This is a genomic window from Variovorax brevis (assembly GCF_030317105.1).
Taxonomy (GTDB): Bacteria; Pseudomonadota; Gammaproteobacteria; order Burkholderiales; family Burkholderiaceae_C; genus Variovorax; species Variovorax brevis.
Map to the genome: position 1 here is coordinate 111,992 of NZ_JASZYG010000001.1, position 26,665 is coordinate 138,656.

13 protein-coding genes are annotated in these 26,665 nt (G+C 66.3%); 12 read left to right on the forward strand and 1 reads right to left on the reverse strand.

The window, feature by feature from the left end:
* The first annotated feature begins 60 nt into the window (after nt 1-60).
* The 7 genes from QTI66_RS00435 to QTI66_RS00465 are packed head-to-tail and all read left to right on the forward strand — an operon-like array spanning nt 61 to nt 7,344.
* A complete protein-coding gene (locus QTI66_RS00435; RefSeq protein WP_286556675.1) occupies nt 61-687 on the forward strand; it encodes a response regulator transcription factor in 627 nt (208 codons plus the stop codon).
* Nucleotides 684-2,684: a transporter substrate-binding domain-containing protein gene (locus QTI66_RS00440; protein ID WP_286556676.1), complete on the forward strand. Its 2,001-nt coding sequence runs from the start codon at nt 684-686 to the stop codon at nt 2,682-2,684. The genes QTI66_RS00435 and QTI66_RS00440 overlap by 4 nt, the downstream gene beginning before the upstream one ends.
* Nucleotides 2,681-4,384, forward strand: coding sequence for an ATP-binding protein (locus QTI66_RS00445; protein WP_286556677.1), 1,704 nt, complete (start codon nt 2,681-2,683; stop codon nt 4,382-4,384). The genes QTI66_RS00440 and QTI66_RS00445 overlap by 4 nt, the downstream gene beginning before the upstream one ends.
* Nucleotides 4,385-4,438: 54 nt before the next feature.
* The gene (locus QTI66_RS00450; protein WP_286556679.1) at nt 4,439-5,086 is read left to right on the forward strand and encodes an FMN-binding negative transcriptional regulator; all 648 of its coding nucleotides are present in this window, start codon (nt 4,439-4,441) and stop codon (nt 5,084-5,086) included.
* Nucleotide 5,087: 1 nt separating this feature from the next.
* Nucleotides 5,088-5,318, forward strand: a complete 231-nt coding sequence (locus QTI66_RS00455; RefSeq protein WP_286556680.1) for a hypothetical protein — start codon at nt 5,088-5,090, stop codon at nt 5,316-5,318.
* On the forward strand, nt 5,315-6,400 hold the full coding sequence (gene tadA / locus QTI66_RS00460; protein WP_286556682.1) for a tRNA adenosine(34) deaminase TadA: 1,086 nt from the start codon (nt 5,315-5,317) through the stop codon (nt 6,398-6,400). Before QTI66_RS00455 ends, tadA begins: the two co-directional genes overlap by 4 nt.
* On the forward strand, nt 6,397-7,344 hold the full coding sequence (locus QTI66_RS00465; RefSeq protein WP_286556683.1) for an LD-carboxypeptidase: 948 nt from the start codon (nt 6,397-6,399) through the stop codon (nt 7,342-7,344). Before tadA ends, QTI66_RS00465 begins: the two co-directional genes overlap by 4 nt.
* Nucleotides 7,345-7,390: 46 nt before the next feature.
* Here the strand turns inward: QTI66_RS00465 and QTI66_RS00470 are convergent, their stop codons facing one another.
* Nucleotides 7,391-7,687, reverse strand: coding sequence for a hypothetical protein (locus QTI66_RS00470; RefSeq protein ID WP_286556684.1), 297 nt, complete (start codon nt 7,685-7,687; stop codon nt 7,391-7,393).
* A gap of 371 nt (nt 7,688-8,058) precedes the next feature.
* Between QTI66_RS00470 and QTI66_RS00475 the strand changes: the two genes are divergently transcribed.
* From QTI66_RS00475 to QTI66_RS00495, 5 genes are all read left to right on the forward strand, one after another.
* Nucleotides 8,059-9,006, forward strand: coding sequence for an adenylate/guanylate cyclase domain-containing protein (locus QTI66_RS00475; protein WP_286556686.1), 948 nt, complete (start codon nt 8,059-8,061; stop codon nt 9,004-9,006).
* 225 nt (nt 9,007-9,231) lie between these two features.
* Nucleotides 9,232-22,995: a cadherin-like domain-containing protein gene (locus tag QTI66_RS00480; RefSeq protein ID WP_286556687.1), complete on the forward strand. Its 13,764-nt coding sequence runs from the start codon at nt 9,232-9,234 to the stop codon at nt 22,993-22,995.
* 8 nt (nt 22,996-23,003) lie between these two features.
* The gene (locus QTI66_RS00485; RefSeq protein ID WP_286556688.1) at nt 23,004-24,542 is read left to right on the forward strand and encodes a TolC family protein; all 1,539 of its coding nucleotides are present in this window, start codon (nt 23,004-23,006) and stop codon (nt 24,540-24,542) included.
* On the forward strand, nt 24,529-25,314 hold the full coding sequence (locus QTI66_RS00490; RefSeq protein ID WP_286556689.1) for an efflux RND transporter periplasmic adaptor subunit: 786 nt from the start codon (nt 24,529-24,531) through the stop codon (nt 25,312-25,314). Before QTI66_RS00485 ends, QTI66_RS00490 begins: the two co-directional genes overlap by 14 nt.
* Nucleotides 25,311-26,651 (forward strand): efflux RND transporter periplasmic adaptor subunit, encoded by a 1,341-nt coding sequence (locus QTI66_RS00495; RefSeq protein ID WP_286556690.1) that lies wholly within the window; start codon nt 25,311-25,313, stop codon nt 26,649-26,651. The genes QTI66_RS00490 and QTI66_RS00495 overlap by 4 nt, the downstream gene beginning before the upstream one ends.
* Nucleotides 26,652-26,665 lie beyond the last annotated feature (14 nt).

Sequence of the window (26,665 nt, forward strand, 5' to 3'; positions counted from 1 at the left end):
GACGGCGCCGTTCTCTCGGGAGGGACACCTGAAGTTGTTCGATGAACCAGAGAGGGAATCATGCATACAACAGTCATCGTCGACGATCATCCAGCCATCCGATTGGCCGTTCGCTCCGTGCTGGAAGCAAGTGGTCTGTTCAAGATCGTGGGTGAGGCGGACAGCGGGCCCACCGCGCTGACGGTCATTCGGGAATCGCAGCCTTCGCTCGTCATCCTGGACCTCGACCTCCCCAAGATGAACGGCCTGGAATTAATTGAGCGGCTCAAGAGTTCCAGCCCGACCATCAAGCTGCTCGTGTTGTCGGCGCAACAGGAGTCAATATTTGCCTCACGCGCACTTCAGGCCGGCGCCAACGGCTTCATGAGCAAGGCCGAGGGCATGAGTTCGATCGTGCAAGCGGCGCAATCGGTGCTGGCAGGCTATAGCGTTTTCCCGAGTTCGGCACTGGGCTCGTTCACAGGTGCAGGCACATCTCCATCGGACCTCGTCAAGACCCTGTCGGATCGTGAATTGACAGTGCTCCAGCAACTCGCCCGCGGCATGAGCAACAAGGAGATCGGCGACGCATTGCTCATCAGCAACAAGACCGTCAGCAGCTACAAGACCCGTGTCTTCGAGAAGCTGAACATTTCCACGTTGGTGGAGTTGGTTGATTTCGCTCGCGCCAACGATCTCATCACGTGAAGTTCCTGGGCACGGCCATGCGCGACAAGGCGGCGAGGTGGCCCCGGCGCTGGCTGATGTCCTTGCTGGCGATCTTTTTTCTTGTCTCGCTGTCGGCCGCTGCCGAGGTCTTGTCGCCCAAGGAGACGAAGCTCGTCGGCTTCACGAACCTTCCGCGCGTGTTAGTCAATGTCAGCGAAGAAGAACAACGCTGGCTAAGTGATCACAAGGTAATTACCGTTGGCGTGGTGCCGCACGACTTCGTGCCCTTCGACCTCATCGACCTGGACAATTCGTACGAAGGCATCTCGGCAGACTATCTTGAGGCGATCACCTCCGCGTTGGAGCTTCAGGTGCGCATCAAGGTGTTCCGCACGCGTGAGGAGGCGTCCGCCGCACTCGCTGGCAACGAAGTCGATGTCTTGGGCACCGTGCCGCTCTCCCTGGCCGATCGCAGCAAGGTCGCGCTGTCGACACCCTACTACTCGATTCGGCATGTCGAGGTGACGTCCGCGACGCGTGGCATCGATCGCAACGGCGACATCAACGTTGGCTACGTCGCCGGGCACGCTTCACTGGCTGCCATGAAGGACGCGTACCCCAACGCCCGGCTGATTCCCTACGCCACGCCGTTCCTGGGCGTGGGTTCCATGGTCAACAACAAGGTGGACCTGTTCGTGGGCATCAGCGCGGGTGTCAGCTACCTGATGGACCACTTCCAGGTACCCAATATCCGCATCACGAACTTTGGCGAGGAAGTGCCGGACACCATGCACTTTGGTTTCCGGCCTGAAAGCGACGTGCTGCGCCAGGTCTTCGACCGTGCGATGGAGGCCTTGCCGCAGCGCGCGCGCACCGACATCAAGACGCGATGGGCACCGAACTACGAGGCCGCCGAGCGGCTCGAGCGCGTCAATTTTTCGGAGAGCGAACGCCAATGGATCGCTGCGCATCCGGTGGTGCGCTATTCCACACTGGACGACTTCATGCCGTTCGTCTTCCTGGACCACTCCGGGCGATATGCCGGGCTGACGCTGCAGGTCATCGACAGGATTTCCGCCGAGACGGGCCTCTCTTTCGAAGCCGTGCCCGAGCGTGGGAGCGAGGCGGGCAACGTCGACATGCTGTCGGCCGTGATACGCGGCCAGGGACTTCCGCCGGGCATGGCGGCAAGCAACGCGTACTTTCGCGACCATTGGGTGATCGTGGCGCGCATGAGCGAGCAGGACTTCCTGCGTGTCGAGAGCCTGGCAGGCAAGCGCATTGCCTACTTCTCGCCCAACAGCGTGGCCCAGACCATCAAGGCCAAGGTGCCGAACGTCACGCTCATCCAGGCCGATTCGGTGGCCGAGACCTATGAGTTCGTGGCCCAGGGGCGGGCCGACGTGACCATCGGGAACATCGATACCGCCAACTACCTGATTGCCCAAGGCTATGTCGAACAATTGAAGGTTGCAGGCTCGGTCGATGATGCGCCGGTGGACATCGCCTTCGGCGTGCGCTCCGACGAACCCGAGTTGCTGTCCATCGTCAACAAGGCCCTCGAGGGCATTCCGGCCGAGGAGATCCGGCGCATCCGCTCCAACGGCATGTTCTTCAGCCGGCCCGGCACCGACTGGTCAACCTACGTGCGCTGGCTCTACGTCTTTGGTGGCGGCCTGTTGCTGTGCCTCGCGCTTTTTGCGGTCTGGAACCGCTCGCTGAAGAAGGAAGTGAACCGTCGCCACGCCGCAGAAGTCGAACTGAACGACCAGCTTGAGTTTCAGCGCGCCATGCTCGAAGGCATACCGCACGCCATCGGCGTGCGCGATGCGCAGGCGCGGCTGCTATTTTGCAACGCCGCGTTCGAGCGGCTCTTCCAGGTTCCACGGGACCTGGTGGTGGGCAAGACCTTGCCGGAGTCCAATGCGACGAAATCCGACCCGGCCGCAGTCATGGCCATCCACCAGAACTACCTTCGATTGCTGGCCGATGGAACTCCCATCAGCGAAGACTTCGATGTCGTGACGGGGGCGTGACGAAAAGAGTCCTGCACTGGGCCGCGCCCATTGCCCGAAAGAAAAACGGCGAACGCGTGGGCCTCGTGATGGGTGCGATCGACCTGACCGAGCGCCATCGACTGGTCGAGCTCCTCGAGTCGGCACGCGCCAAGGCCGAGGCGGCCAATCGTGCCAAATCGAATTTCCTGGCCACCATGAGCCACGAGATCCGCACGCCGATGAACGCGGTGATGGGCATGCTCGAACTGCTGGTGCGCGAAGGCCGGCTGGTTCCGCAGGATCGCGATTCGGCCGAACTCGCGCGCAGTTCCGCCAAGGGGCTGCTGAGTCTCATCGACGACATCCTGGACATTTCCAAGATCGAGGCCGGCGGCCTGGAGGTGGTGCCGCGGCCGGCACAACTGCGGCCCATCATCAATGAAGTGGCCCACGTGTTCGAAAGCCTGGCGCGGCAGCGCGGCCTGGCGATCGTGGTCGAGATCGACGAGGCGGTGGCGCAATGGCACGCCATCGACGCCCCCCGTTTCCGGCAAATCGTCAACAACCTGGTGAGCAACGCGATCAAGTACACCGACACCGGCACCGTCACAGTCAGCCTGCGGCACCTGGACACCGCCGACGACATCGAGTCGGTCGAGCTGGAAGTGCGCGACACCGGCATCGGCATTGCGCCCGAAGACGTGCAGAACCTGTTCAAGCCCTTTTTCCAGGCGGAGGCGGCGGGGCCGCGCGTCATCGGCGGCACGGGCCTGGGACTGCCCATCGTGCAGCGCCTTTGCATGAAGATGGGCGGCGACATCTCGGTGACGAGCCAGCGCGGCACCGGCACCAGCATCCACGTCGGGCTGCGGCTGATCGTGCTGCCGGCGCCCGAGCTGGAGCCCGAGTCCATGACGGCTGCTCCGGAGATCTCCCCGGACCAGCGGCGTGAATACAGGCAGCGCTTCAATGTTCTCGTGGTCGATGACCATCCCGCCAACCGCCTGCTGCTGCAGCGGCAACTGGGCTTCCTGGGTTTCCACTGCGAGACGGCGGAAGACGGCAAGGTGGCGCTGGAAATGTGGGAGAAGCAGCCCTTCGACATCGTCATCACCGACTGCTCCATGCCGGTGATGGATGGCTACGTGCTCACCCGCACGATCCGCAGCATCGAACGCGCGAAGCGGCTGCCGCGCTGCCCGGTGCTCAGCTGCACGGCCCACGTGCAGGAACACGAACGCCGCAAGGCGCTGGACGTGGGCATGGACGAATGCCTGATGAAGCCGATCAGCGTCGATGGCCTGCTGGAAGCACTGCAACGCCATCTGCCCGAGGATGAGCAGGTGCACGCCCCTTCGGCGTCCGCGCCCGCAAGGAGTGCTGGCGGCCCATTCGACCTCGCCTCACTGCAGGATTTCTCCGGCGGCGACGCCAAGATCGAAGCCAGCTTTCTCGAGGCCCTGCTGCGCACCAATATCACCGACCTGGAAGAGCTCTCAGAGCTGGTGCAATCCGGCGCGGGCAAGGAAGTGGCGTCGTGCGCGCACAAGATCAAGGGCGCCGCGCGCATCGTCAAGGCGCAGGACGTGGTTCGGGATTGCGAACTGCTCGAGCAGGCCAGCGGCAACGAAGACGGTGCCGGCGTCGCGAAGGCATTTGCCGCCTTGCAACACAGCCTTGGCGAATTCAACGACGCGCTCTCCGCGCAGTTGCAGGTCTACGCGTCGCTGGCACACTAGTGTCCCAGTCCTGACAGCACGCGTTCGACGGGACGCGACAAGAAGCCCCACGCCATGTACCTGCCTCCGCAATTCAACGAGAAAGACCGCCACGTGGCGGTCGAACTGATGCGCGCGCATCCCTTTGCCAGTCTGATCACGACGGACGGGGAGGGCTTGCCCTACGCTACCCATCTGCCGATCGTGGTGAGCGAGGGGGAGGGCGAAGCGATGTCGCTGCTGGGCCATTGCGCCAAGCCGAATTCGCTGTGGCGCTACTTGCAGGCGCGACCGCGCGCCGTGGTGACTTTCCAGGGGCCGCATGCCTACATGTCACCCAGCGTCTACGCCGACCTGGCGCGCGTGCCGACCTGGAACTACCTTGCTGTGCATTGCACGGTGGAGGCGCGTCTCATTGAAACGCCCGAGGAAAAAGACGGGCTGCTCAAGCGCCTGATCATGGACCACGAGCCGGCCTACGCCCGGCAGTGGCAAGACTTGGGCGAGGAATTCCAGCTCAAGATGCTGGCCGGCATCGTCGGTTTCGAGCTGCGTGTCACGGCATGGCAATGCAAGATCAAGCTCAACCAGCATCGCCGCGAGGCGCATGCCGCCATGCATGCGCGCTACGAAGCCGGCACGCCCGACGAGCAGGCCCTTGCCGCGTGGATGCGCCGACTGGGCATGGTGGCCGATCCCGCGGCGGCGGTGGAGGGCGGCTGACATGCGCGCACTCGGTCTCGTCGGCTTGCTGATCGCGCTGGCCATCGTCGGCGTGACGATCAAGAAGCAAATGGGCGCCGCTGCGCCGACCGCGCTTTCCTCGCAGCCGGCTGGCGGCGGGGCGGCGACGATATCGGCCGGGGCCGCACCGGCCCAGCAGGTTCAGCAGTTCAAGCAGTCGCTCGACGCGGCCATGCAGCAGCCGCGCAGCCTGCCCGACGACGCCAGGTGACGGACGACGCGCACTGGATGGCGCTTGCGCTTTCGCAGGCGCGAGCCGCCCGGGAAGCCGGTGAAGTCCCCGTCGGCGCCGTCGTCGTGAAGGACGGGGCCGTGGTTGCCGTCGGGCGCAACGCCCCCGTCTGGCAGCGCGATCCGACGGCGCACGCCGAGATCAATGCGCTGCGCGCGGCGGCGGCCGCGCTGGGCAACTACCGGCTGGATGGCTGCGAACTCTTCGTCACGCTCGAACCCTGCGCGATGTGTGCCGGGGCGATGCTGCACGCGCGACTGGCCCGCGTCGTCTTCGGCGCGGCAGACCCCAAGACAGGGGCGGCGGGCTCGGTCGTCGACCTGTTCGCTTCCGCGCAACTCAATCACCAGACGGTGGTGCAGGGCGGCGTGATGGAAGAAAGCTGCGCCGAAGAGTTGCAGGCTTTTTTCCGCGACCGTCGGGAGCAGGCCCGCGCCCAGGCGCAACCGCTGCGCGACGATGCGCTGCGAACGCCCGAGAGCCGCTTCGACGGACTGGCCGGCGACATGGGCGCGCATGTCTATATCAGCTATCTCCCCCGCCTCAACGGCTGGCGCATGCACTACATGGATCGCGGTGATGGCGGGGAAACCGCCTGCCTGTGCCTGCACGGCGCCGGTGACTGGAACTTCGCCCATCGCCACGTGGTGGACGCATTGGCACAGGCGGGATGCGCGCGCGTGCTGGCGCCGGATCTCATCGGCTTTGGAAGAAGCGACAAGCCCAAGCGCGAGTCCGTTCACACCCTGGAATGGCATCGCGATGTGCTGCTGGAGTGGGTGGACCGGCTGGCCCTGAAGAAGGTGGTGCTCGTCACCAGTTCCAGCATGCAGGCGCTGGCCGATGCGCTGGTCAACGCCGCTCCCGCGATTTTTGCGGCCGCCATCCCCGCAACGGGCGAGCGGAAGAAGACACTCGATGACGCCTGGCGCGCACCCTTTCCCGATCGCGGATTCGAAGCCGCCCTGCGGGCCTTTGGCGGACGGGGCAAGGCGCGCGACATCCCGCCCGGGGAAGCGCAGGCGATTGCGCGCGCCGCGATGGGATACTTGGCGGCGTGACCAAGCACATCTATATCTACTCCCCCTCCAGCGCCGTGCGCGACAAAGCCGCCTTCAAACGCGGTGTCGCGCGCCTCAAGTCATTGGGCCACGAGGTCGAAATCGACGAGGCCGCGCTCACGAGCCACCAGCGTTTTGCCGGCGACGACGCCACCCGCATCGCAGCCATTGGCCGCGCTGCAGCCAGCGGCGCAGACATCGCAATGATCTCGCGCGGCGGCTACGGGCTGACGCGCATCCTGGACGCCATCCCGTGCAAGGCGGTGGCCAAGGCCATAGACAAGGGCACGGAGTTCGTCGGCCTCAGCGACTTCACCGCGCTTCAGTGCGCGCTGTTTGCCAAGACCGAAGCCGTCACCTGGGCCGGCCCCGCGGTGGGCGAAGACTTCGGCGCCGAGTCCGGGTCGGACGACATCATGGAAGCCTGCTTCGACGATCTCCTGAGCGGGCAGGGCGAGGGAACCGGCTGGCGCGCGCCGGCGCGTGACGCGGACTACATGTCAACGGTGCGCAGCATCCACGGCGCAACGCTTTGGGGCGGCAACCTCTGCGTGCTGGTCAGCCTGCTGGGCACGCCGTACTTTCCGTCCATCGACAAGGGCGTGCTCTTCCTGGAAGACGTGAACGAGCACCCTTATCGCGTCGAACGCATGCTTGACCAGCTGCGCCACGCCGGCGTGCTGGCACGCCAGAAGGCCATCGTGCTGGGCCAGTTCACCGGAATCAAGAAGGTGCCGCACGACCGCGGCTTCGGCATGACGGGTGTCGTGGACCGTCTGCGCACCCTGGTGAAAACGCCTGTGCTGACCGGCCTGCCGTTCGGTCACGTCCAGACCAAGGTGCTGCTGCCCTTTGGCGCGCACGTGGAACTGGCGGCCGACGGCCGCGACGTGTTCATGGTGTGGGGACATCGCCATCACGCCCATGACCACCATCATCACTGAGCAGGCAGGGCGGGGCGGCGCGCTGCGCCAAGGGAAGGGGAGGCGCTCAGGCTCCCGAGCGGCGGTGGTCGCGCGGGCCCATGGACTGGGGCAGGCGCCCCTTGAACATGCTGTTAATCTGCTTCATCTGGCGGCGGGCGGCGCCTTCGCCGTCGAAGTCGCTCAGGGCGGTCATCACGTCCTGGCGCAAATACCAGAGGGCTTCCAGGTCGTCCGCAAACTGGACTCGCTGCGCCACGCGTTGAACCGTGCGGCCGCTGTGCAGTTGCAGCATGGCGAGCATGGCATTGCGAATTCGCCCCGCATGGCGGTCTTCCAGCCGGCGAATGCCAATGGCGGGCATGGGCAGGAATCGAAGGAAGCTACGCAGTGACACCATGGTTCGAGAAGCGGCCGTAGATGAGGTTTGTTGCGGTCAAAGATTAAGTGGATGCAAGCGGGCACACAATATAGGAAACATTTAATCTTGTTTAAAAACAACATACTTCACACAAATGCTCATGGTCTTTGGAGTGAAGTGATACCTTGGTGCTACTTTTTCCGGGACGCGTATGAATATTTTTGATAACTATGTTTTCTCAAACGTATTTGTTGTGTCAAATCGAACGACAGCGTGATTCCCGCGGCATTTGGACGAGATTGCAGCGATCGCCATCGCTTTCGCGTCCATTTGCCATAATCGGATCGCGACTGGTCAAGAACCTACAGAAATAAATGGGCGCTCAAACCACGGTTGTCTTTGCAGATCTGACGGGCAGTACGCGGGTCTTCGAGGCCATGGGAAACGCGCGCGCCACGGAAACCGTCACGCGCCTGATCCAGTGGATCGGCGGCGTCTGCGAAGCGCACGGCGGGCGTGTCGTCAAATCGCTGGGCGATGGCGCCTTTGCGGTATTTGCCAATGGCGAAGCGGCCACCACCGCCGTTCTTGAACTCCAGCGCAACCATCAAAAACGCCTGCAGGCCTGGCCCGCACCCCTGCGCATGGACCTGCAGATCGGCGTGGCCAGCGGCGAAGTCGTCGAAGTGGATGGCGACTGCTACGGCGACGCGGTCAACCTTGCGTCGCGCCTGAGCGACCTGGCCGGCCCCGGCCAGATCTGGGCCACCGAAACCGTCGTCGACCAACTCGACAACATCGAGGTGCGCCACCGCAACCTCGGTCCCATCAACATTCGCGGCAAGAACGAGATGCCCGTCGTCTACCGCATCGACTGGCAGGACGACGTGTCGGACTTCCTCACGATGCCGGCGACCCTTGTGCCACCGCTGCGCCAGGCGGACTCCACCTTCGGGCAGATCGAGTTGGCCTGGCTGGATGTGCGCTCGCTGTTCAAGGCCACGGAGTTGCCGATTCACCTGGGTCGTGTCGACGACGCCCAGTTCGTGGTGAACGACCCGCGCGTCTCGCGCCTGCACGCGCGCATCGAGGCCCGCAAGGGCAGTTGCGTGCTGGTGGACGTCAGTACCTACGGCACATGGGTGCGTTTTCATGGCACGGCCGGCGCCAGTGGCGAGATTGCCTTGCGGCGCGACGAATGCGTGCTGCACGGCAGCGGTGAAATCGGCCTGGGCGCACCGCTGAGCGACTTCAGCGCGCCCACAATTTCCTTCAACACCACCGGCGGCAATTTGCTTCTTGCGCGACGCGATTCGCGCTGATCTCGCAACACCCGGGTGCCAAAACGTAGGGCGCCCGCGACATCCCCATCTCCCTGAAGCCTGAATCCGGGCGACGCAACTGCACTGAAAACGTGCATGGCATGTCGACTATCAGGCGCTCGTGGCGCATTCGCGCAGTATTCTGTGCCGCGCCGTTGACCTTTGTTTCAAATTTGCACCACACAGAGGGCGCAAGCAAGACAACATTGGGAAACATATTTCTGAATGAGACTGCCGGCCCGCGAAGTGGTCTGCGTCGACTACGCAGAAGAAGGGCGTCTGACTATGGGGATCCTCGCGGCACTCATTGACGGAATCGGCAGGCTGGGAGGAGTGGCCTTCGACAAGCCCGCGCCGTCCAGCCGCGATGCCTTCAAGCCCCAACGACAGGCGATGGCGCTCGAGCCGCGCATCATGTTCGACGGTGCCGCCGCCAGCGCGGCCGACCAGCACCACAACAACGATCCGGCCCAGGCGGCCGACTCCGCAGCTGAACATCCGGCAACGCCGCCGCGTGCAGTCGGGGAGCCCGCTGCCGCAACGGCAGCGCCCGCACCCGCGCCGGCTCACACTTTGCTGGTGGTCGACAGCCGCATCGAGCAATCGCAATCGCTGACGGCCACACCGCCGGCCGGCGTTTCCGTGCTCGTGGTCAAGCCGGGGGAAGACGGCCTCGCGGCCATCTCGGCGGCGCTCAAGCAATTGGGCCAGGTCGATTCCATCCAGATCCTGTCGCATGGCGCGGCGGGTCAATTCACCTTGGGCAGCCAGACGGTGTCGAGCGACAACGTGGATCAGCTGGCGCCCGTGCTGGAGAGCTGGCACGTCTCGCTGAAACCGGGCGCCGACATCCAGCTCTACGGCTGCGACGTCGGCGCCGGGCCCACGGGCCAGATCCTGGTCAACGAGCTGGCGCACTGGACCGGGGCCGACGTGGCCGCGTCCCGCGATGCCACGGGCAGCGCTTCCGCGGGCGGCAACTGGACGCTGGAAACCAGCGTCGGCGTGATCGACAAGCCGATCGCCCTGAGCGCCGGCACCCTCGCCAGCTTCGATGGCCTGCTGGACAATGCCAGCCCGACGGTGACCTTGTCCTCGGCAGGCACAGACGTCTTGCTGGGCGGCCAGTTCAGCTTCACCGCGAGCTTCACCAATCCGTCCTCGCAGGTCGGCTTCGCGCCTTTCATCGACGTGTTCCTTCCGGCGACCGGCAAGGACGGCGACGACGGCGCGACCTTCGTTTCGGCAACCTACCTCGGCCAGGCGATCAAGACCTACACGGTGACCTTCGACGCGAACGGCGACGCCACCCATCCGCTGGCCAAGGACATCACCGGCGCGGCGGTGGTCCTGCACGCGGCGAACTTCGGCATGCGGGCGGGCGACCAGTTGATCGTGTTGCAGCTGCCCAATGCGAGCATCACGCAGGGCCAGCCGAGCGTCGACATCGTCGTCACGGGACGGCTTAGCAACCTGGCGGACACCACGGCATCGGATCCGGCGCCGGACCTGCTGATCAGGGCGCGGGGCGGCTTCCAGTTCGGCAACGAGTCGGCAGACGACCCGACCCTCGACCCGACGCTTATCGAGGCCGGCACGCACAACTTCAACATCCATCCCACCGTTGTCAGCCTCTCGCAGTCGGTGCCGATGACCGACGGTCAGACGGTGACCGGGCCAAACTATCCGCACACCATCAACGTCACGGCGAGCGCAGCCGCCGGCCAGACCGTGACCGATGTGGTCATCAGCCAGGACGTGCCCAACAACATCCTGGTCACGGGCATCGCACCCGGGGCGGGTGGTGTGCTGAGTTCGATCACGACCTCGACGGGCGCGGTGCTCACGGCGCCCGGCGACATCCAGGCCGCGTTCACGGCCGGCGACTACATCACCAACTACACGATCACCTATGCCACGCTGACCGGCACGGCCGTCAGCACCGTCACCTTTTACGTGCCCGAGGTCGATGCGAACGGCGTGCCGGTGATCGACCCCGTCAGTGGCGCACCCGTGACCATCACGGTGGCGCCGCCGGAAGCCAGTGCCAGCTGGACGCCGCTCGATCCGCGCGATGTCGCGTCCGGCACCATCACGGCCAGCGGCACCGGTGGGTCAGCGAGCTTCACCGCGCAGCCCCTCGCGCTCTACAAGGAGGCCGTGGTCACGACCAATGTCGGCAGCCCCGCGCCGACGCCGGGTGACACGCTCACCTACACGATCCAGGTCAACATGTCGGACTACTTCGCCTTCGGCGAAAACGTGCTGACGGAGGGCGGCTTCACCGGCGTCGACGAATTGAGCGACGGCCAGACCTTCGTTGCCGGCAGCGGCGTGCTCAGCTACACGGTGGGCGGTGTCACCAAGACCGCCGCGATGGTGTCCACGGTCACGCCCCACCCGGACGGCACGACCACGCTGACGCTGGACATCGGCCAAACGCTGCGCAACGCCGGCGAGACCTCCGGCGCACTGGCCGGCGACCTGGCCTTCGATCCGGTGCGCGATGGCGCCACCACGATGACGATCACCTACAGGACCATCATCGGCCAGAACATCACCGTGCCGAACCCCGACCCGATCAACGAGGGGGACTCCGTCGGCAACAACGCCACGATTTCGGCGACCTTGCTGGAAGACCGCGTCAACCTCACGGGCGGCTCGGCAACCGACAGCGACACCACCGGCACCGAAGTCACGCCGAGCAGGGTCGACATCGAGATCGTGGACGTGAACGGAAGCCTGCCGCCAGGCACAGTGGAGCTGCACCCCGGCGACATCGTCACCTTCCAGATCAGCTACGACCTGGTCACGGGCGACTACGAGCAGTTCATCCTGACGGGCTACCTGCCGCTGCCCCTGTTCGACCTGTCCGCCGTGACCTGGGCCGGCGGCACCGGCGTGGGCCAATATGTGCTCGGGCCCGGCCATACGAGCCCGGACACGCTCTCAAGCGTGACGAACGGCGCGGGCAACTCGATCGTGTTCGACTTCGGCGACAACGACAACCCCGGCGTGAACGGCTCGCGCATCGAAGTGCGCTTCACGCTGAAGGTCAGCGACACGCCCTTCGGCGACCAGCGCTCGGTGACCGCGCAGGCGCAGTCGGACCAGTTGACGACCATCGACCAGACGCACCTGCTCTCGCAGGACGCGGTGGTGATCCAGTCCGTGGCCGAGCCGGTGCTGGGCATCTCGCACGGCGTGGTGTCGAGCACGGGCGGCAGCATCACCGGCACTACGGGCACCTGGGCCGCGCCCGGCAGCTCGGGCGTGCCCTTCACCGGCAGCGTGACCGATCTGCTTGCCGTCAACGGCGACATCCAGGGCTTCGACGGCGGCGACACGCTGCGGCTGGCCACCGCCATCGAGAACACCGGCGGGGGCGGCGCCTTTGATGTCACGACGTCCATCACGCTGCCTGTGGGCCTGAGCTTCGTGGGCGGTGCGCTGACTGACACCATCAAGGTGTACCGCGGCGACGGCACGCAACTGTTGCTCGGCACGGACTTCAGCGTGACGGGCAACACTGTCACCTTCCTCGACCCGGTCGGCTTTCCCTCGCTGCTGCCCGGCCGTGCCGGCAGCGCTGGCGACACCAGTGGCGCCAACCTGGTCGTCATCACCTATGACGTGGTGGTCGACGCTGCCATTGCGACCAGCAGCACGCTGCAAAGCACCGCAACGCTGAGCAACTACGCAGGCGCAAATGGCGGTGGCGACTTCACGCCGGCCGACCTGACGGAGGTCGCCCTCGAACAGGTCGGCGTGCCGACGATCACCAAGGTCTTTGCCGGCGGCACGCTGGACGACACCGATTCCAGTTCGGCCAGCACCACGGGTGCCGATGTGGTCATTGGCGAGACGATGCTCTACGACATCGTCGTCACCATGCCCGAAGGCACAGCGCTGAACCTGCGCGTGGACGACCTCGTGCCGCCCGGCATGAGCCTGGACACAAGCTTCAACGGCATCGGCTACCAACTCATCACCACGGCGGCTGGCAGCGGCGCGCTCACGGCCGACTTCAACGGCACGCTGACCATCGGTTCGGTGGCCGGCGTTGGCGGCACGGCAGGCGCCGACGGCGTCGATGCGCGGATGACTTTCACGGCCAATTCGACCGCAGCCGACAACGTCATCGGCAACAACAGCTTCGTGATCCGTGTGCGCTTGATCGCCGATAACGTCATTGCCAACCAGGCGGGCACCACGCTGGTGAACAACACCCAGCTGGTCTACAGCGACCCGGATTCCGACACGCCCAATGGCACCACGCCCATCGAGCGCGTGATAGCGCGCGGGGGCGCGCAGCCGACCGCCACCGTGCGCGAACCAACGCTCACCGTCACGCAGTCGACCAATGCCCTTCCTCCACTGGGCGTCGACTTCGGCGACGCCGTGGAGTACACGATCACCATCAGCAACGGCAGCAGTGCAAGCGACTTCGATGCCTATGACATCAGCCTCAACGACGTGCTGCCGGCCCAGCTGAACGGACTGACGCTTGCCGGGGTGACCTATGCGGGCGGCGCCACCAACAACGGCGGCAGCGACTTCGCCATCGTGGGCGGCGTGCTGCAAAGCGTGAGCGGCGCCAACATCGACATCGTCAAGGGCGGCAGCATCGTGCTGCGCGTCACGGGAACCGTTTCCGCGACAGCCCAGAACGTGCCCAGCATCGACAACACTGCCACGGTGCAATGGACCAGCCTGAACGGCGCCGACAGCACGGCGCAGGCTGGCGAGCGCACCGGCGTGGACGGACCGCTCAGTGGCGGCACGCTGAACAACTACCAGAACGCGGGCAGCATCCGCATCGAAGTGCTCAACGGCGTGGAATTGTCGCGCGTCGGCGGGCTGGTCGACACGCCCATATCGCCTGAAGGCACCGCCGGATTGGATGAGCAGGTGGCCATCGGCGAGATCGTGCGCTATCGCGTGGTGTCGGCGATCGGGGAGGGTGAAACCAACGACTACCGCATTCAGGTCACGCTGGACCCGGGGCTGCAATTCCTGAACGATGGCACGGTCAAGCTCGCTTTCATCTCGACGAGCGGCGCGATCATTGGCGCGCCCGGCCTGACCACGGGCGGCACGCTGAACGTCGTGGGCAGTCGCAACAGTGCGATTGCGCAGCCGATCACGCCTGATCTCAGCGGTGCCGCGCCCGACGCCACGATCGACCCGTCGCGCTTCACCGTGGGCACCGATGCGAACGGCCGCACCGTCATCACCTTCTTCCTCGGAACGGTGATCAACCCCGACCAGGATGCCGACCTGGAGGGCCTGACGATCGAGTTCTCGGCAAGAGTGGCCAACGTTGCCTCCAATCGTGGAAATCCGGCGAGCCAACTGGGGGCCACGGCGACCCACCTGGTGGGCGCAGTGGATGTGCGCTCGGTTGGTGAAACCTTGTTCGAATCGGTCGTGGAGCCCGGCTTCAATGGCGTGGTCAAACAGGTCGACAGCTTCACGCCAAACGCCACCGCCACCACCAGCCATGCCGACGTGTCGGTGCGCTTCACGCAGAACGGCACCGCGCCCGCCTACAACGTGCAACTGGTCGATGGCTTTGCGGGTGCGACCGGGTTCACGCCCGTCAGCGTGTCCATCGGCGGCACGGTCTACACGCCGGGCACCTTGCCGCCCGGCGTGACCTTCACCTCCGGCCCAGGTGGCGTGGCGGTCACTTTCGACCGGCTGGATCCCGGCGTTGCAGTGATCGTGCTGTACAGCGTCGACGTGCCCACCAACGCAGCCTTCGCCAACACCGATGCCACGCTGACGTGGAGCAGCCTGCCCGAAAACTTCACCACATGGGGCGGCTCGGTCGTCGGGGGCGACGGCACAGCGCAGGGCGAGCGGATCGGCACCGGCACCGCGCCCAACACCTACGTGCTCAGCGAAGGCGCGGGCCTTGGTCTGATCACCGGCACGCTGTGGGACGACTCGAACTCGGCGACGACCAGCACCACGCCGGACGGTCTGGCGCTGGCCGGCCAGACGGTGACGCTCACCTATGCCGGCGCGGACGGCGACCTGGCGACGACGGCCGACAACAAGACCTTCACCGCCACCACCAGTGCCACCGGCGTTTTCAACTTCAGCGCTCTTGCAGCAGGGCAGTTCCGCATCGATGCGCCCGGCGTGGTCACGCTCGCGCAACCGGTCGGCGAGCTGCGTGTGCGTATCGACACCGACACCGCCACGCCGCTGGGCCAGATGGTGGCCGACGTCGGCGAGGGCGCCACGGGCGTGGCCAATGTGGGCTATGTGCAGCGCAACGATGCACCGGTCAACACGGTGCCCGGCACGCAGAACGGCCTGGAGGACGTGCTGCTGCCCATCGCCGCGATCAGCATTGCCGACGTGGATGCGGGCACCGGCCTGCTCGATGTCACGCTGACGGTCACCCGCGGCGTGCTCGACCTGTCGCAAGCCACCACCGGCGTGACAGCCACCGGCAACGGCAGCGCCACGATGACGCTCAGCGGCACGCTGGCCGACCTCAACATCGCACTGGGCCGCGTCACCTACCTCGGCGCGCTCAATTTCAACGGCAATGACACGCTGACCGTGCTCACCAGGGACCGCGGCAACTTCGGCGATGCCGATGGCGACGGCATCCCGGCCGAGCCGGTCGAGGACCAGTTGCAGGACAGCGACGTGTTGCAGATCGTGCTGGAGCCCGTGAACGATCCGCCGCAGAGCGTGCCCGATGTGGCCAACGCGACCGAGGCCGGTGGGCCCTTCAATGGCACGCCGGGCGTGAACCCGACAGGCAACATGCTGGACAACGACCTTGACGTCGACATTGCCACCAACGCCGACACGCTTCACCTGCTGACGGTGAAGAGCATTGCGACCGGCATCACGGCCACGCCGACCCCGACCGGCACGGTCGACCTCGCCGGCCAGTACGGCACGCTGTCGTTCAGCCTGAACGGCGGCTACACCTACACCATCGACAACGGCAACCCGCTGGTGCAGGCGCTGCGCGCGACGGGCCAGACGCTCACCGAGTCTTTCGAATACACGATGACCGACGTGGAAGGCGCCACCGACACCGCCACTGCCGCGCCGACGCTGACCATCACCATCCTCCCTGCCAATGACACGCCGGTCGGGGTCAACGACGAAGGCGGTGCGGTCGAGGCGGGCGGCGTCAACAACGCCACCGCGGGATCGCCCGCAATCGGCAACGTGCTCACCAACGACACCGATGTCGACACCGTGGCGAACGGCGAGACCAAGACCGTCACCGGCATCCGCGACGTGCCGGAGGATGACCGTGGCGAGATCACGCCGGTGGCCGCGGGCGGCTCCACCACCATCGCCGGCCTCTACGGCTCGCTGCAGATCTTCGCCAACGGCAATTACACCTACACGCCGGACAACGCCAACCCGCTGGTGCAGGGCCTGAACGCGGGCCAGACGCTGGAAGAGACCTTCAGCTATACGGTGACCGACACCGGCGGACTGAGCGACCTGGCCAACCTTCACATCGTCATCACGGGCGCCAACGACGTACCGGTCGCCGTAGACGACGCGGCCACTGCCGTCGAGGCCGGTGGGGTGCTGAACGCGACGCCAGGAACCGACCCGGCCGGCAGCGTGCTCACCAACGACACCGATGCCGACACCGGCGATACGAAGACGGTGACCGAGTTCAGGACTGGCAACGAAGCCGGCACCGGTACGGCGGGCATCTTCGGCACCGAACTGCGCGGCACCTACGGCTGGCTCACGCTCAACGCCAACGGCAGCTACAGCTATCGCCTCGACAACAACCAGGCCGAGGTGCAGGCCCTGCGCACCAGCGCCAACACCTTGGTGGACAACTTCAGCTACACCGTGACCGACGCGGCCGTCACATCGGACAGGGCCACGCTCGCGATCACCATCCAGGGCGCCGACGATGCGCCGGTCGCCACGGACGACGCAGGCACCGCCATCGAGGCCGGCGGCGCCAACAACGCCACCGTGGGCGCCGTCGCGGCCGGCAACGTGCTCACCAACGACACCGACGTCGACAGCCCCGCGAACGGCGAGGTGGATGTGGTCGGCGGCATCCGCAGCGGCACCGAGGCCGCAGGGGGCGCACTCACCGCGGTGGCCGCGAGCGGCGTCACGACCATCGCCGGCACCTACGGCTCGCTGCAGATCAGCGCGGCAGGGGACTACACCTACACCCTCGACGACACCAACCCGGCAGTGCAGGCCTTGCAGGCCGGGCAGACGCTCGACGAGTTCTTCACCTACCAGGTCAACGACGTGGCGCTGCTGAGTGACCAGGCACAACTGCACATCACCATCCAGGGTCGCAACGACAACCCGGTGGCGGTCGACGATGCGGGCACTGCCGTGGAGGCCGGCGGCATCGCCAACGGCACGGCGGGCACCGACCCGGCCGGCAACGTCCTCACCAACGACACCGACATCGACACGGCCGACACGAAGACCGTGACCGGGTTCCGGACCGGTACCGAAACGGGCACCGGCACCGACGGCACGATCGGCACGCCGCTGCTTGGCGCCTATGGCACGCTCACGCTCAATGCCAACGGCAGCTACACCTACGCGGTCAACAACACGCTGCCGGCGGTGCAGGCGCTGCGCCTTTCCACCGACACGCTGGTCGACAACTTCAGCTACACCGTGGCCGACTCGCAGGCCGCCACCGACCGGGCCACGCTGGCCATTACCATCCAAGGCGCGAACGACACGCCGGTGGCCGTCAACGACACGGCGGATGCGATCGAGGCGGGCGGCATCGCCAACGGCACGCCGGGCCTCAACCCGACCGGCAACGTCATCACCAGCAACGACAGCGACGTCGATGCGAATGGCGAAGTGCTCAGCATCGCGAGCTTCACCGAAGGCGCAACGGCCGGCACCGTCGGCACCGCCTTCACCAGCACCTATGGCAGCCTGCTGCTCAATGCCGATGGCAGCTACACCTACACGGTCGACAACAACAACGCCGCGGTGCAGGCACTGCGCCTGCCGACCGACACGCTCACCGAAGTCTTCACCTACACCTTGCGCGATGCGGTCGGCGCCACGACCACCGCGACCTTGACGGTCACCATCCACGGCGCGGACGACACGCCCGCAGCGGTCGACGACACCGCGGACGCCATCGAGACCGGTGGCATCGCCAACGGCACAGTCGGCGACGATCCCACGGGCAACGTGCTCACCAACGACAGCGACGTGGACGCACCCGCCAACGGCGAGGCCTTGGCGGTTTCCAGCGTACGCACCGGCACCGAGGCGGCCGGCACCGGCACCGCCGGCATCCTCGGCCCCGAGTTGCGCGGCAGCTTCGGCTGGCTCACGCTCAATGCTGACGGCAGCTATGGCTACCGCGTCGACAACAACCAGGCCGAGGTGCAGGCGCTGCGCCTGTCCACCGACACGCTGACCGACAGCTTCAGCTACACCACCGCCGACACTTCCGGCGTCACGGACCGGGCCACGCTCACCATCACCATCCACGGCGCCAACGACACGCCCGTTGCGGTCAACGACACGGCAGTCTCCATCGAGGCCGGCGGCATCGCCAATGGCACGGCCGGCACCAACCCGAGCGGCAACGTCATCACCAGCAACGACAGCGACGTCGACAGCCCGGCGAATGGTGAAGTGCTCAGCATCGCCAGCTACACCGAGGGCGCGGCCGCGGGCACGGTCGGCACGGCCTTCACGACCACCTACGGCAGCCTGCTGCTCAATGCCGACGGCAGCTACACCTACACGCTGGACAACAACAACGCGGCGGTGCAGGCGCTGCGCCAACCGACCGACACGCTCACCGAAGTCTTCACCTACACGCTGCGCGACACTGCGGGCGCCACGACCACCGCGACGTTGACCGTCACCATCCAGGGCACCAACGACACGCCCGTTGCCACCGACGACACCGCCACCGCCGTCGAGGCGGGCGGCATCGCCAACGGCACGGTCGGCACCAACCCCGGCGGCAACGTGCTCACCAACGACACCGACGTCGATGGCGGCGCCGCCAGCCCGATCGACTACGGCGAGACACAGGCGGTCTCCAGCGTGCGCACCGGCACCGAAGCAGGCACCGGCACGGCCGGCACGCTCGGCACGGCGCTGGTCGGCGCCTATGGCTCGCTCACGCTCAACGCGGACGGTTCCTGGACCTACGTCGTCGACAACACGCTGCCGGCCGTGCAGGCACTGCGCCAGGCCACCGACACGCTGGTCGACAACTTCAGCTACACCGTCATCGACACCGCGGGCGCCACCGATCGCGCGACGCTGGCGATCACCATCCAGGGCGCAAACGACACGCCGGTGGCCGTCAACGACACGGCCGATGCGGTCGAGGCAGGCGGCATCGCCAACGGCACGCCGGGCGTCAATCCCACCGGCAACGTCATCACCGCCAACGACAGCGACGTCGATGCCAGCGGCGAAGCGCTCAGCATCGCGGGCTACACGCTGGGTGCGACCAACGGCACGCTGGGCACGCCGCTCACCACGACCTACGGCAGCTTCACGCTCAACGCCGACGGCAGCTACGCCTACACCGTAGACAACAACAACGCGGCCGTGCAGGCGCTGCGCACGCCCACCGACACGCTCACCGAAGTCTTCACCTATACGCTGCAAGACGCGCTGGGCGCCACGAGCACCGCCACGCTCACCGTCACCATCAGCGGACGCGACGACACGCCCGTGGCTGCCGACGACGCGGCCACCGCGGTGGAAGCGGGCGGCGTGAACAACGGCACGCCAGGCACCGACCCCACCGGCAACGTGCTGACCAACGACACCGACGTCGATGGCGGCGCAGCCGGGCCTATCGACTACGGCGAGACGAAGGCGGTGTCCACGGTTCGCACCGGCACGGAAGCTGGCGTTGGCGTTGCCGGCACGCTCGGCACCGAACTGCGCGGCGAGTTCGGCTGGCTGACGCTGAACGCCGACGGCAGCTACACCTACCGCGTCGACAACGACATGGCGGCCGTGCAGGCGCTGCGCACCGGCGGCAACACGCTCATCGACAACTTCAGCTACACCGTGGCCGACACGGCGGCGGCGACGGACCGCGCGACCCTTGTCATCACCATCCAGGGCGCGGACGACACGCCCGGTGCGGTCGACGACAACGCGCTGGCCATCGAGGCCGGCGGCATCGCGAACGGCACGCCGGGGCTGAACCCGAGTGGCAACGTGCTGGCCAACGACGGTGACGTCGACACCAACGGCGAGACCCTGTCCATTGCGGGCTTCCGCCAAGGCTTGACCGTGGGCACGCTCGGCTCACCCTTTGCAGGTGCCTACGGCACGCTCGTGCTCAACGCCGACGGCACCTACAACTACACCGTCAACAACGACAACGCGACGGTGCAGGCGCTTCGCGTACCCGGCGAAACACTCAGCGAAGTCTTCACGTACACGCTGCAGGACGCACTGGGTGCCACCAGCACCGCCGCGCTCACGGTGACCATCGCAGGGCGCAACGACACCCCCATCGCTGTCGGCGACCTGCTCCTGGCACGGGAGGCGGGCGGGCATTTCAATACGACGCCGGGCGTCGATCCCTCGGGCAACCTGCTGGGCAACGACACCGATGTGGATGCAGGCGACAGCAAGACGCTGGATGGCATCCGCACGGGTGCCGAAGCCGACGGCGGCGCCTTCACCGACGTGACCGGCACCATGGTGACGACGGGCCAGTACGGCTCGCTCACCGTGAACCCTGATGGAAGCTTCTACTACGCCGTCAACAACGACGCTTTCCTCGTGCAGCGCATGCGCCAGGGTGACACGCTCACCGAGACTTTCACCTACCGCATGCACGACACCGAAGGCGCCAGCGATGTTGCACAGGTCACCGTCGTCATCAACGGTGCGTGGGACGCACCGGTGGCCCGGGCCGATTTCGACTTCGCCGTCCCGGCGCTGCTGTTCGCACCCGGCGTCGACGCCACCGGCAACGTCCTGGCCAATGACTCCGATGTGGACCGCGACGATGTCGATATCGGAACCGGCATTCGTCCCGGCGCGGACATTGACCCCCTGCTCAGCTTCCTGTCGGTCGCGCCTGGAACGGACCGCGTCAATGGCGCCGTTCTGGTGGGCCAGTACGGCGAACTCATCATCGGTTCGAACGGAGACTACGTCTACCGTGTGAATCCCTTCAACCCGGTGGTTCTTGCGCTCCTGCCCGGCGAAACGGTGCTGGAGGAATTCGCCTATCGCATCACCGACCTGGGCGGCCTGGATGGCGTCTCCCTGCTGACCATCGTCGTTCGCGGCCGCAACAATGCGCCGTTTCCCACTGCGGACACCGCCACCGCCATCGAGGCCGGCGGCCTGGACAATGCCACGGGCGGCGTCAATCCGTCCGGCAACGTCATCGACAACGACACCGAATTCGACGGAGACATCCTGTCCATCACCGGGTTCCGCACGGGCGAACGAACCGGCACCGGCACCGAAGGCACAGTGGGTGGCTCCCTGCGCGGGCTCTACGGCGACCTCACGCTCAATGCCGATGGATCCTGGACCTATGTGGTGGACAACACACTGCCCCAGGTGCAGGCGCTGCGCGTGTCGGGGCAGACGCTGACGGACGTCTTTACCTACACGGACTCGGACCCGCTCGGCATGAGCAACGCCAGCACGCTGACCATCACCGTCGACGGCAACAACGACACGCCCATCGCCACGGACGACAACGCCATCGCGGTGGAGGCGGGCGGCGTGGCCAATGCCACGCCAGGCACCGATCCCACAGGCAATGTGCTGGACAACGACACCGATGTCGACAGCGTCGCCAACGGCGAAACGAAGCAGGTCGAGGTGTTTGCCAACAGCGCGGGCAGCCAGGCCGCGGCCGGGCAATCGCTCGCCGGCTTGTACGGCCGACTCACCCTCCGTGCCGACGGCAGCTACGGCTACGTGGTCGACAACGACAACGCGGCGGTGCAGGCCCTGCGCACCGGCGACGAGACGCTGACAGAGGTCTTCACCTACCGCATGGTCGATGCGGCCGGCGCGACGTCGATGGCCCGCCTGACGGTCGTCGTGCGCGGTGCGGATGACAACCCCATTGCTGCCGACGACAGCAACGTCGCCACCGACCAGGTCGTCGCACCGCAGGCCAGCGGCCGCGTGCTGCCCAACGACAGGGACATCGATGGCGGCGACGCCTTCCAGGTCACCGCCATCCGCGAGGGCACCGAGGCCGGCACGGGTGCCGCAGGAACGGTCGGTCAGCCGAGCGCCGGGCGCTACGGCACGCTGGTCATCAACCCCGACGGCAGCTACACGTACAGCATCGACCTGAGCAATCCTCAGGTGCTGGCCGCCGCCGGCTTCGGGCCGGTCCTGCAGGACGTCTTCACCTACACCATCACCGATCGCACGGGCGGCACCGACCAGGCGCAACTGTTGATCACCCTGGACATCTCGGCGCCTTTCATCCAGGCTGGCGGCGGCGACCAGCGATTCCTCGGGGATCGACCGGCTGAAGATGCGGTGCAGACGCTGGGCTTCGTGCCGGGCATCTTCGTGCGGCCTGTGGTGGAGCGCGACGCGGTGCTCGCCGCCGCCGAAAGAAAGGACCTGGACGGCAGCCACGTGGAGTTGGTCTTCGATCGCGGCATTCACAGCACGTCGATCGGCGCGGGGCTGGGCCGGGTGGGCGAGCAGTTCGTGCATGACGCGGTGTTCGCGAGCCAGGTCAACAGCCGGCTCGACCTGGCGCAATTCCTCACGCGGCATGGCCGCACCAGCCTGAGCGTGGACGGTCTGCTGAGCGATCCGTCGGTGTTCTCGGGCACGAATCAGGACCTCACACTGGGCCCAGCCCAGCGCGGAAGCAATGGCGACTTGGGCGCCGCGGCAGACCCCGAAGATGCCGGCGACGTCCAGACTGCTTCCCCCTTCACCGAGCAGCTCAAGATGGCTTCGCAGCGGCTCACCCCCTTCTGGTACCCATAAAAATAGCCATGCAATATCAGACACTCAAAGCTCAAGGCACCCTGTTCGTGGCGCTGTCGCTGACGGCCTGTGGCAACGTGGTCAAGCAGGAGCCCTACACGCAAGAGCAAACGGTTGAACGCGCCAAGTCCGACCAGGTGCGCATGTTTGCGGACCAGGAGCCGGTGACGGGCCCCATCACCTTCTATGAAGCGGCAGCCCGCGCGCTGAAGTACAACCTCGACTACCGCCTGAAACTGATGGAAAGCGCGCTGGCCGCCAACCTGCGCGATGTGTCGACCTACGAGATGCTGCCGCGCTTGGTGGCATCGGCGGGCCGCCTGGGGCGCAACAACGATTCCGGCGGCACGTCCATCGGCATCGAGGACCGGCAGGTGAGCTTGCGGCCTTCGACGTCGGAGGAGCGCTACCACTCCATCGCCAACCTGGGCCTGAGCTGGAGCGTGCTGGACTTCAGCGTTGCGTATTTCCGCACCGCGCAGAGAACCGACCAGATCCTGATGGCCGAGGAGCGGCGCCGCAAGGTGGCACAGGACGTGCTGCAGGACGTGCGCGGCGCCTATTGGCGGGCCTTGGGTGCCCAGCGCCTGTTGCCACAGGTCGATGGCCTGCTCTCGCGTACGCAGGACGCCATTCGGCAGGCACGCGAGGCGCAGGACAAGGGCCTGCTGCCGCGCCAGGAAATCCTGGCCTACCAGCGCGCGCTGCTGGACTCCGTGTCGCTGCTCACGGCGCGGCGGCAAGACCTGGAATATGCGCAGGCCGAGCTTCGGGCACTGATGTCGCTGCCGCCCAACCAGCCGATGAACCTCAAGGACGACCCCGACCCGCCCTTGCCCAAGCTGAGCCAGGACCTGTCCCAGCTGGAGCAGGTCTCGCTCGTCAGGCGCCCCGAGATCATGGAAGAGTGGTATCGCAAGCGGGTGAACGAGCGCGACATCGAGATCGCAAAAGCGCAGCTGTGGCCCAACGTGGGCATCAACCTGTCGACGCAGTACGACTCGAATGAGTTCCTCTACAACAGCCACTGGCGCACGGTCGGCATCGAGGTCTCGCTCAACCTGCTCAAGCTGCTGCAATACCCCTCGCTCAACGCCACGCAGGAATCGCAACGGCAAACCGACGACATGCGCCGCATTGCGCTGTCGATGGCCGTGCTGACCCAGGTGCGCATCGGTGCGCTGCGCTATTCGCTGGCCATGCAGGAGATGCAGTTCGCCAACGAAAGCCTGCGCGTCGACTCGCAGTTGCTGGACTACGCGCGCTCGGCCAAGAAGACGAACATGGGCTCCGACCTGGAAGTGATTCGCGCCGAGGGCCGCTATCTTCTTTCGCGCTACCAGCGCGAGGCCGCTCAAGCCACGGCCGAAGCCGCGTGGGGGCGCCTGTATAACTCGGTCGGCCTGGATGTGTTCCCGCCGGAGATCGGCAGCTTCGACATCAAGACGCTGGCCGGCGAGATCGAGAAGATCACCACCAACCTCGAAACCACCAAGCTCCTGGGCGCCGTGCCGGGAGACGGGAGCCCCAGCCTTGCGAAGCCTTGAACCACGCTGGGTGGCGCTGTGCCTGAGCGCCGCTGTCCTTGCCACCGCCACTTCCGCCCTTGCGCAGAAGCCGCCATCGCCGCCGCCTTCCGTCAACGCGTCCATCGACCCGTCGGCCATCCGGGTGCTGCTCGTCGCGGAACTGGAGACGACGCTCTCCGCGCAGATGAACGGCACGCTCGGTGACCTGAACGCCTCGCTGGGCAAGCAGGTCCCCAAGGGCGCGCTGCTCGTCGCATTGCAATGCAACGAAGCGCAGGCGCGCGCCAACGTGGCCGAGGCGGAACTCGCCATGTCCAAGCAGAACCTGGACGCCAAGCGCAGCCTGCGCGACCTGAACGCGGTGGGCGACCTGGAAGTCAACATCGCCATGACCGAGATGGCCAAGGCCACGGGGGCGCGCACCCTGGCCGTCACGCAGGCGGGCTACTGCAGCGTGCGCGCGCCCTTTGCCGCGCGGATCGCCAAGGTCTACGTCAAGCCCTACCAGACGGTGAGCGCCGGCACGCCGCTGTTCGACATCGTGAGCGACAGCGCGCTCAAGGTGCGGCTCAACGTGCCTTCGACGCTGCTCAAGCAGGTGCAGCCGGGGCAGGCGTTCAACGTGAGCATCCTGGAAACGGGCAAGACCTATCCGGCGCGCGTCAGCGCCATCAACGCGCGGGTGGATGCGGTGGCGCAAACGGTCGAGCTCGAAGCCAAGCTCGACGACAAGTACCCCGACCTGATCGCCGGCATGAGCGGCATCGCGCGCTTTCCGACTGCGCCGTGAACGATCGCGTCCAGATCCCGCCGCAGCTGTTGCTGAACCTGAGCGCGCTGCGCGACAAGGCATTGGCGGCGGATTCCCTCAACGCGCTGGCCTTCTCGATGGCCAACGACCTGTATCCGCTGCTGCACTTCCGGCAGGCATTGGTGCTGGCGCAGCGCGGCGAGGGCTTTGAACTGCTGTGCGTTTCGGGCCTGGCCAAGCCGCAGGAAGATTCGCCCTACCTCGTGTGGCTGCGTCGCGCATCGCGGTGGCTCTCCACGCACATCGCGGGGACCGAGCCCGTGTGGCTGTCGCGCGAATTGCTTAAGCCGGCCACGGAGATTGCGGATGGTTGGGCCGAATGGTGGCCCCCGGGCGTTTGGTGCATTCCCCTGCACGACAGGAATGGCCAGCGACTGGGGCTCGTGCTCTTCCTGCTCGATTCGCCTGTGCCGGAGCCCTTGACGCCGCTGCTGCAGAGCCTGTGGCAAACCTGGGCGTACTGCTGGTCGGCATTGATCGCCAGGCGGCGCATTCGTTGGCGGCCCGGTCGCCGCCAACTGTTGCTCGCGGCCGTGCTCCTGGCGCTGTGCATGCTGCTGCCCGTGCGGCAGACCGCACTGGCGCCGGCGGAGATCGTCTCGCGCGAGGCGCAGATCATCAGCTCGCCCATCGACGGCGTGATTGCGCAGATGCTGGTGCGCCCCAATCAGCCGGTGGAGGCCGGCACGCCCTTGTTCACGCTCGACGAAACGACTTTGCGCAGCCGCTCCGAAGTGCTGGCCAAGGAAGTCGCCGTGGCCGATGCGGAACTGCTGGCCGCAAGCCAGCGCGCATTCGACAACCCGCAGAGCAAGAGCGAACTCACGGTGCTCAACGGCAAGGCGCAGCAGCGCCGCTCGGAGTGGGCCGCCGTGCAGGCGCAACTGCAGCGCACGCACGTCGTGTCGCCGCGTGCCGGCGTGGCGGTGTACGCCGACCCCAACGACTGGATCGGCAAACCGGTGGCGACGGGCGAGCGCATCCTGCTGGTTGCCGACCCTGCACAGCCTGCGATGCTGGTGCAGTTGCCGGTGGCGGACGCGATTGCGCTGGAGCCGGGCGCGGAGGTCACGCTGTACCTCACGGCCTATCCGCTGGAGCCGCTGCACGGCAAGATCCTGGAGACGAGCTATCAGGCCCGCGCAACGGATGAAAGCGTGGTCGCCTACCGGCTGCTCGCCAGCATCGAAGGCGAGGGCGAACACCGGCGGCTTGGCCTGCATGGCACGGCCAAGCTCTATGGCCAGCCCGTGGTGCTGGGCTACTACCTGCTGCGCCGCCCCCTGGCGTCTGCACGGGCCTGGCTGGGCTGGTAGCAAGGCGCGGGTGT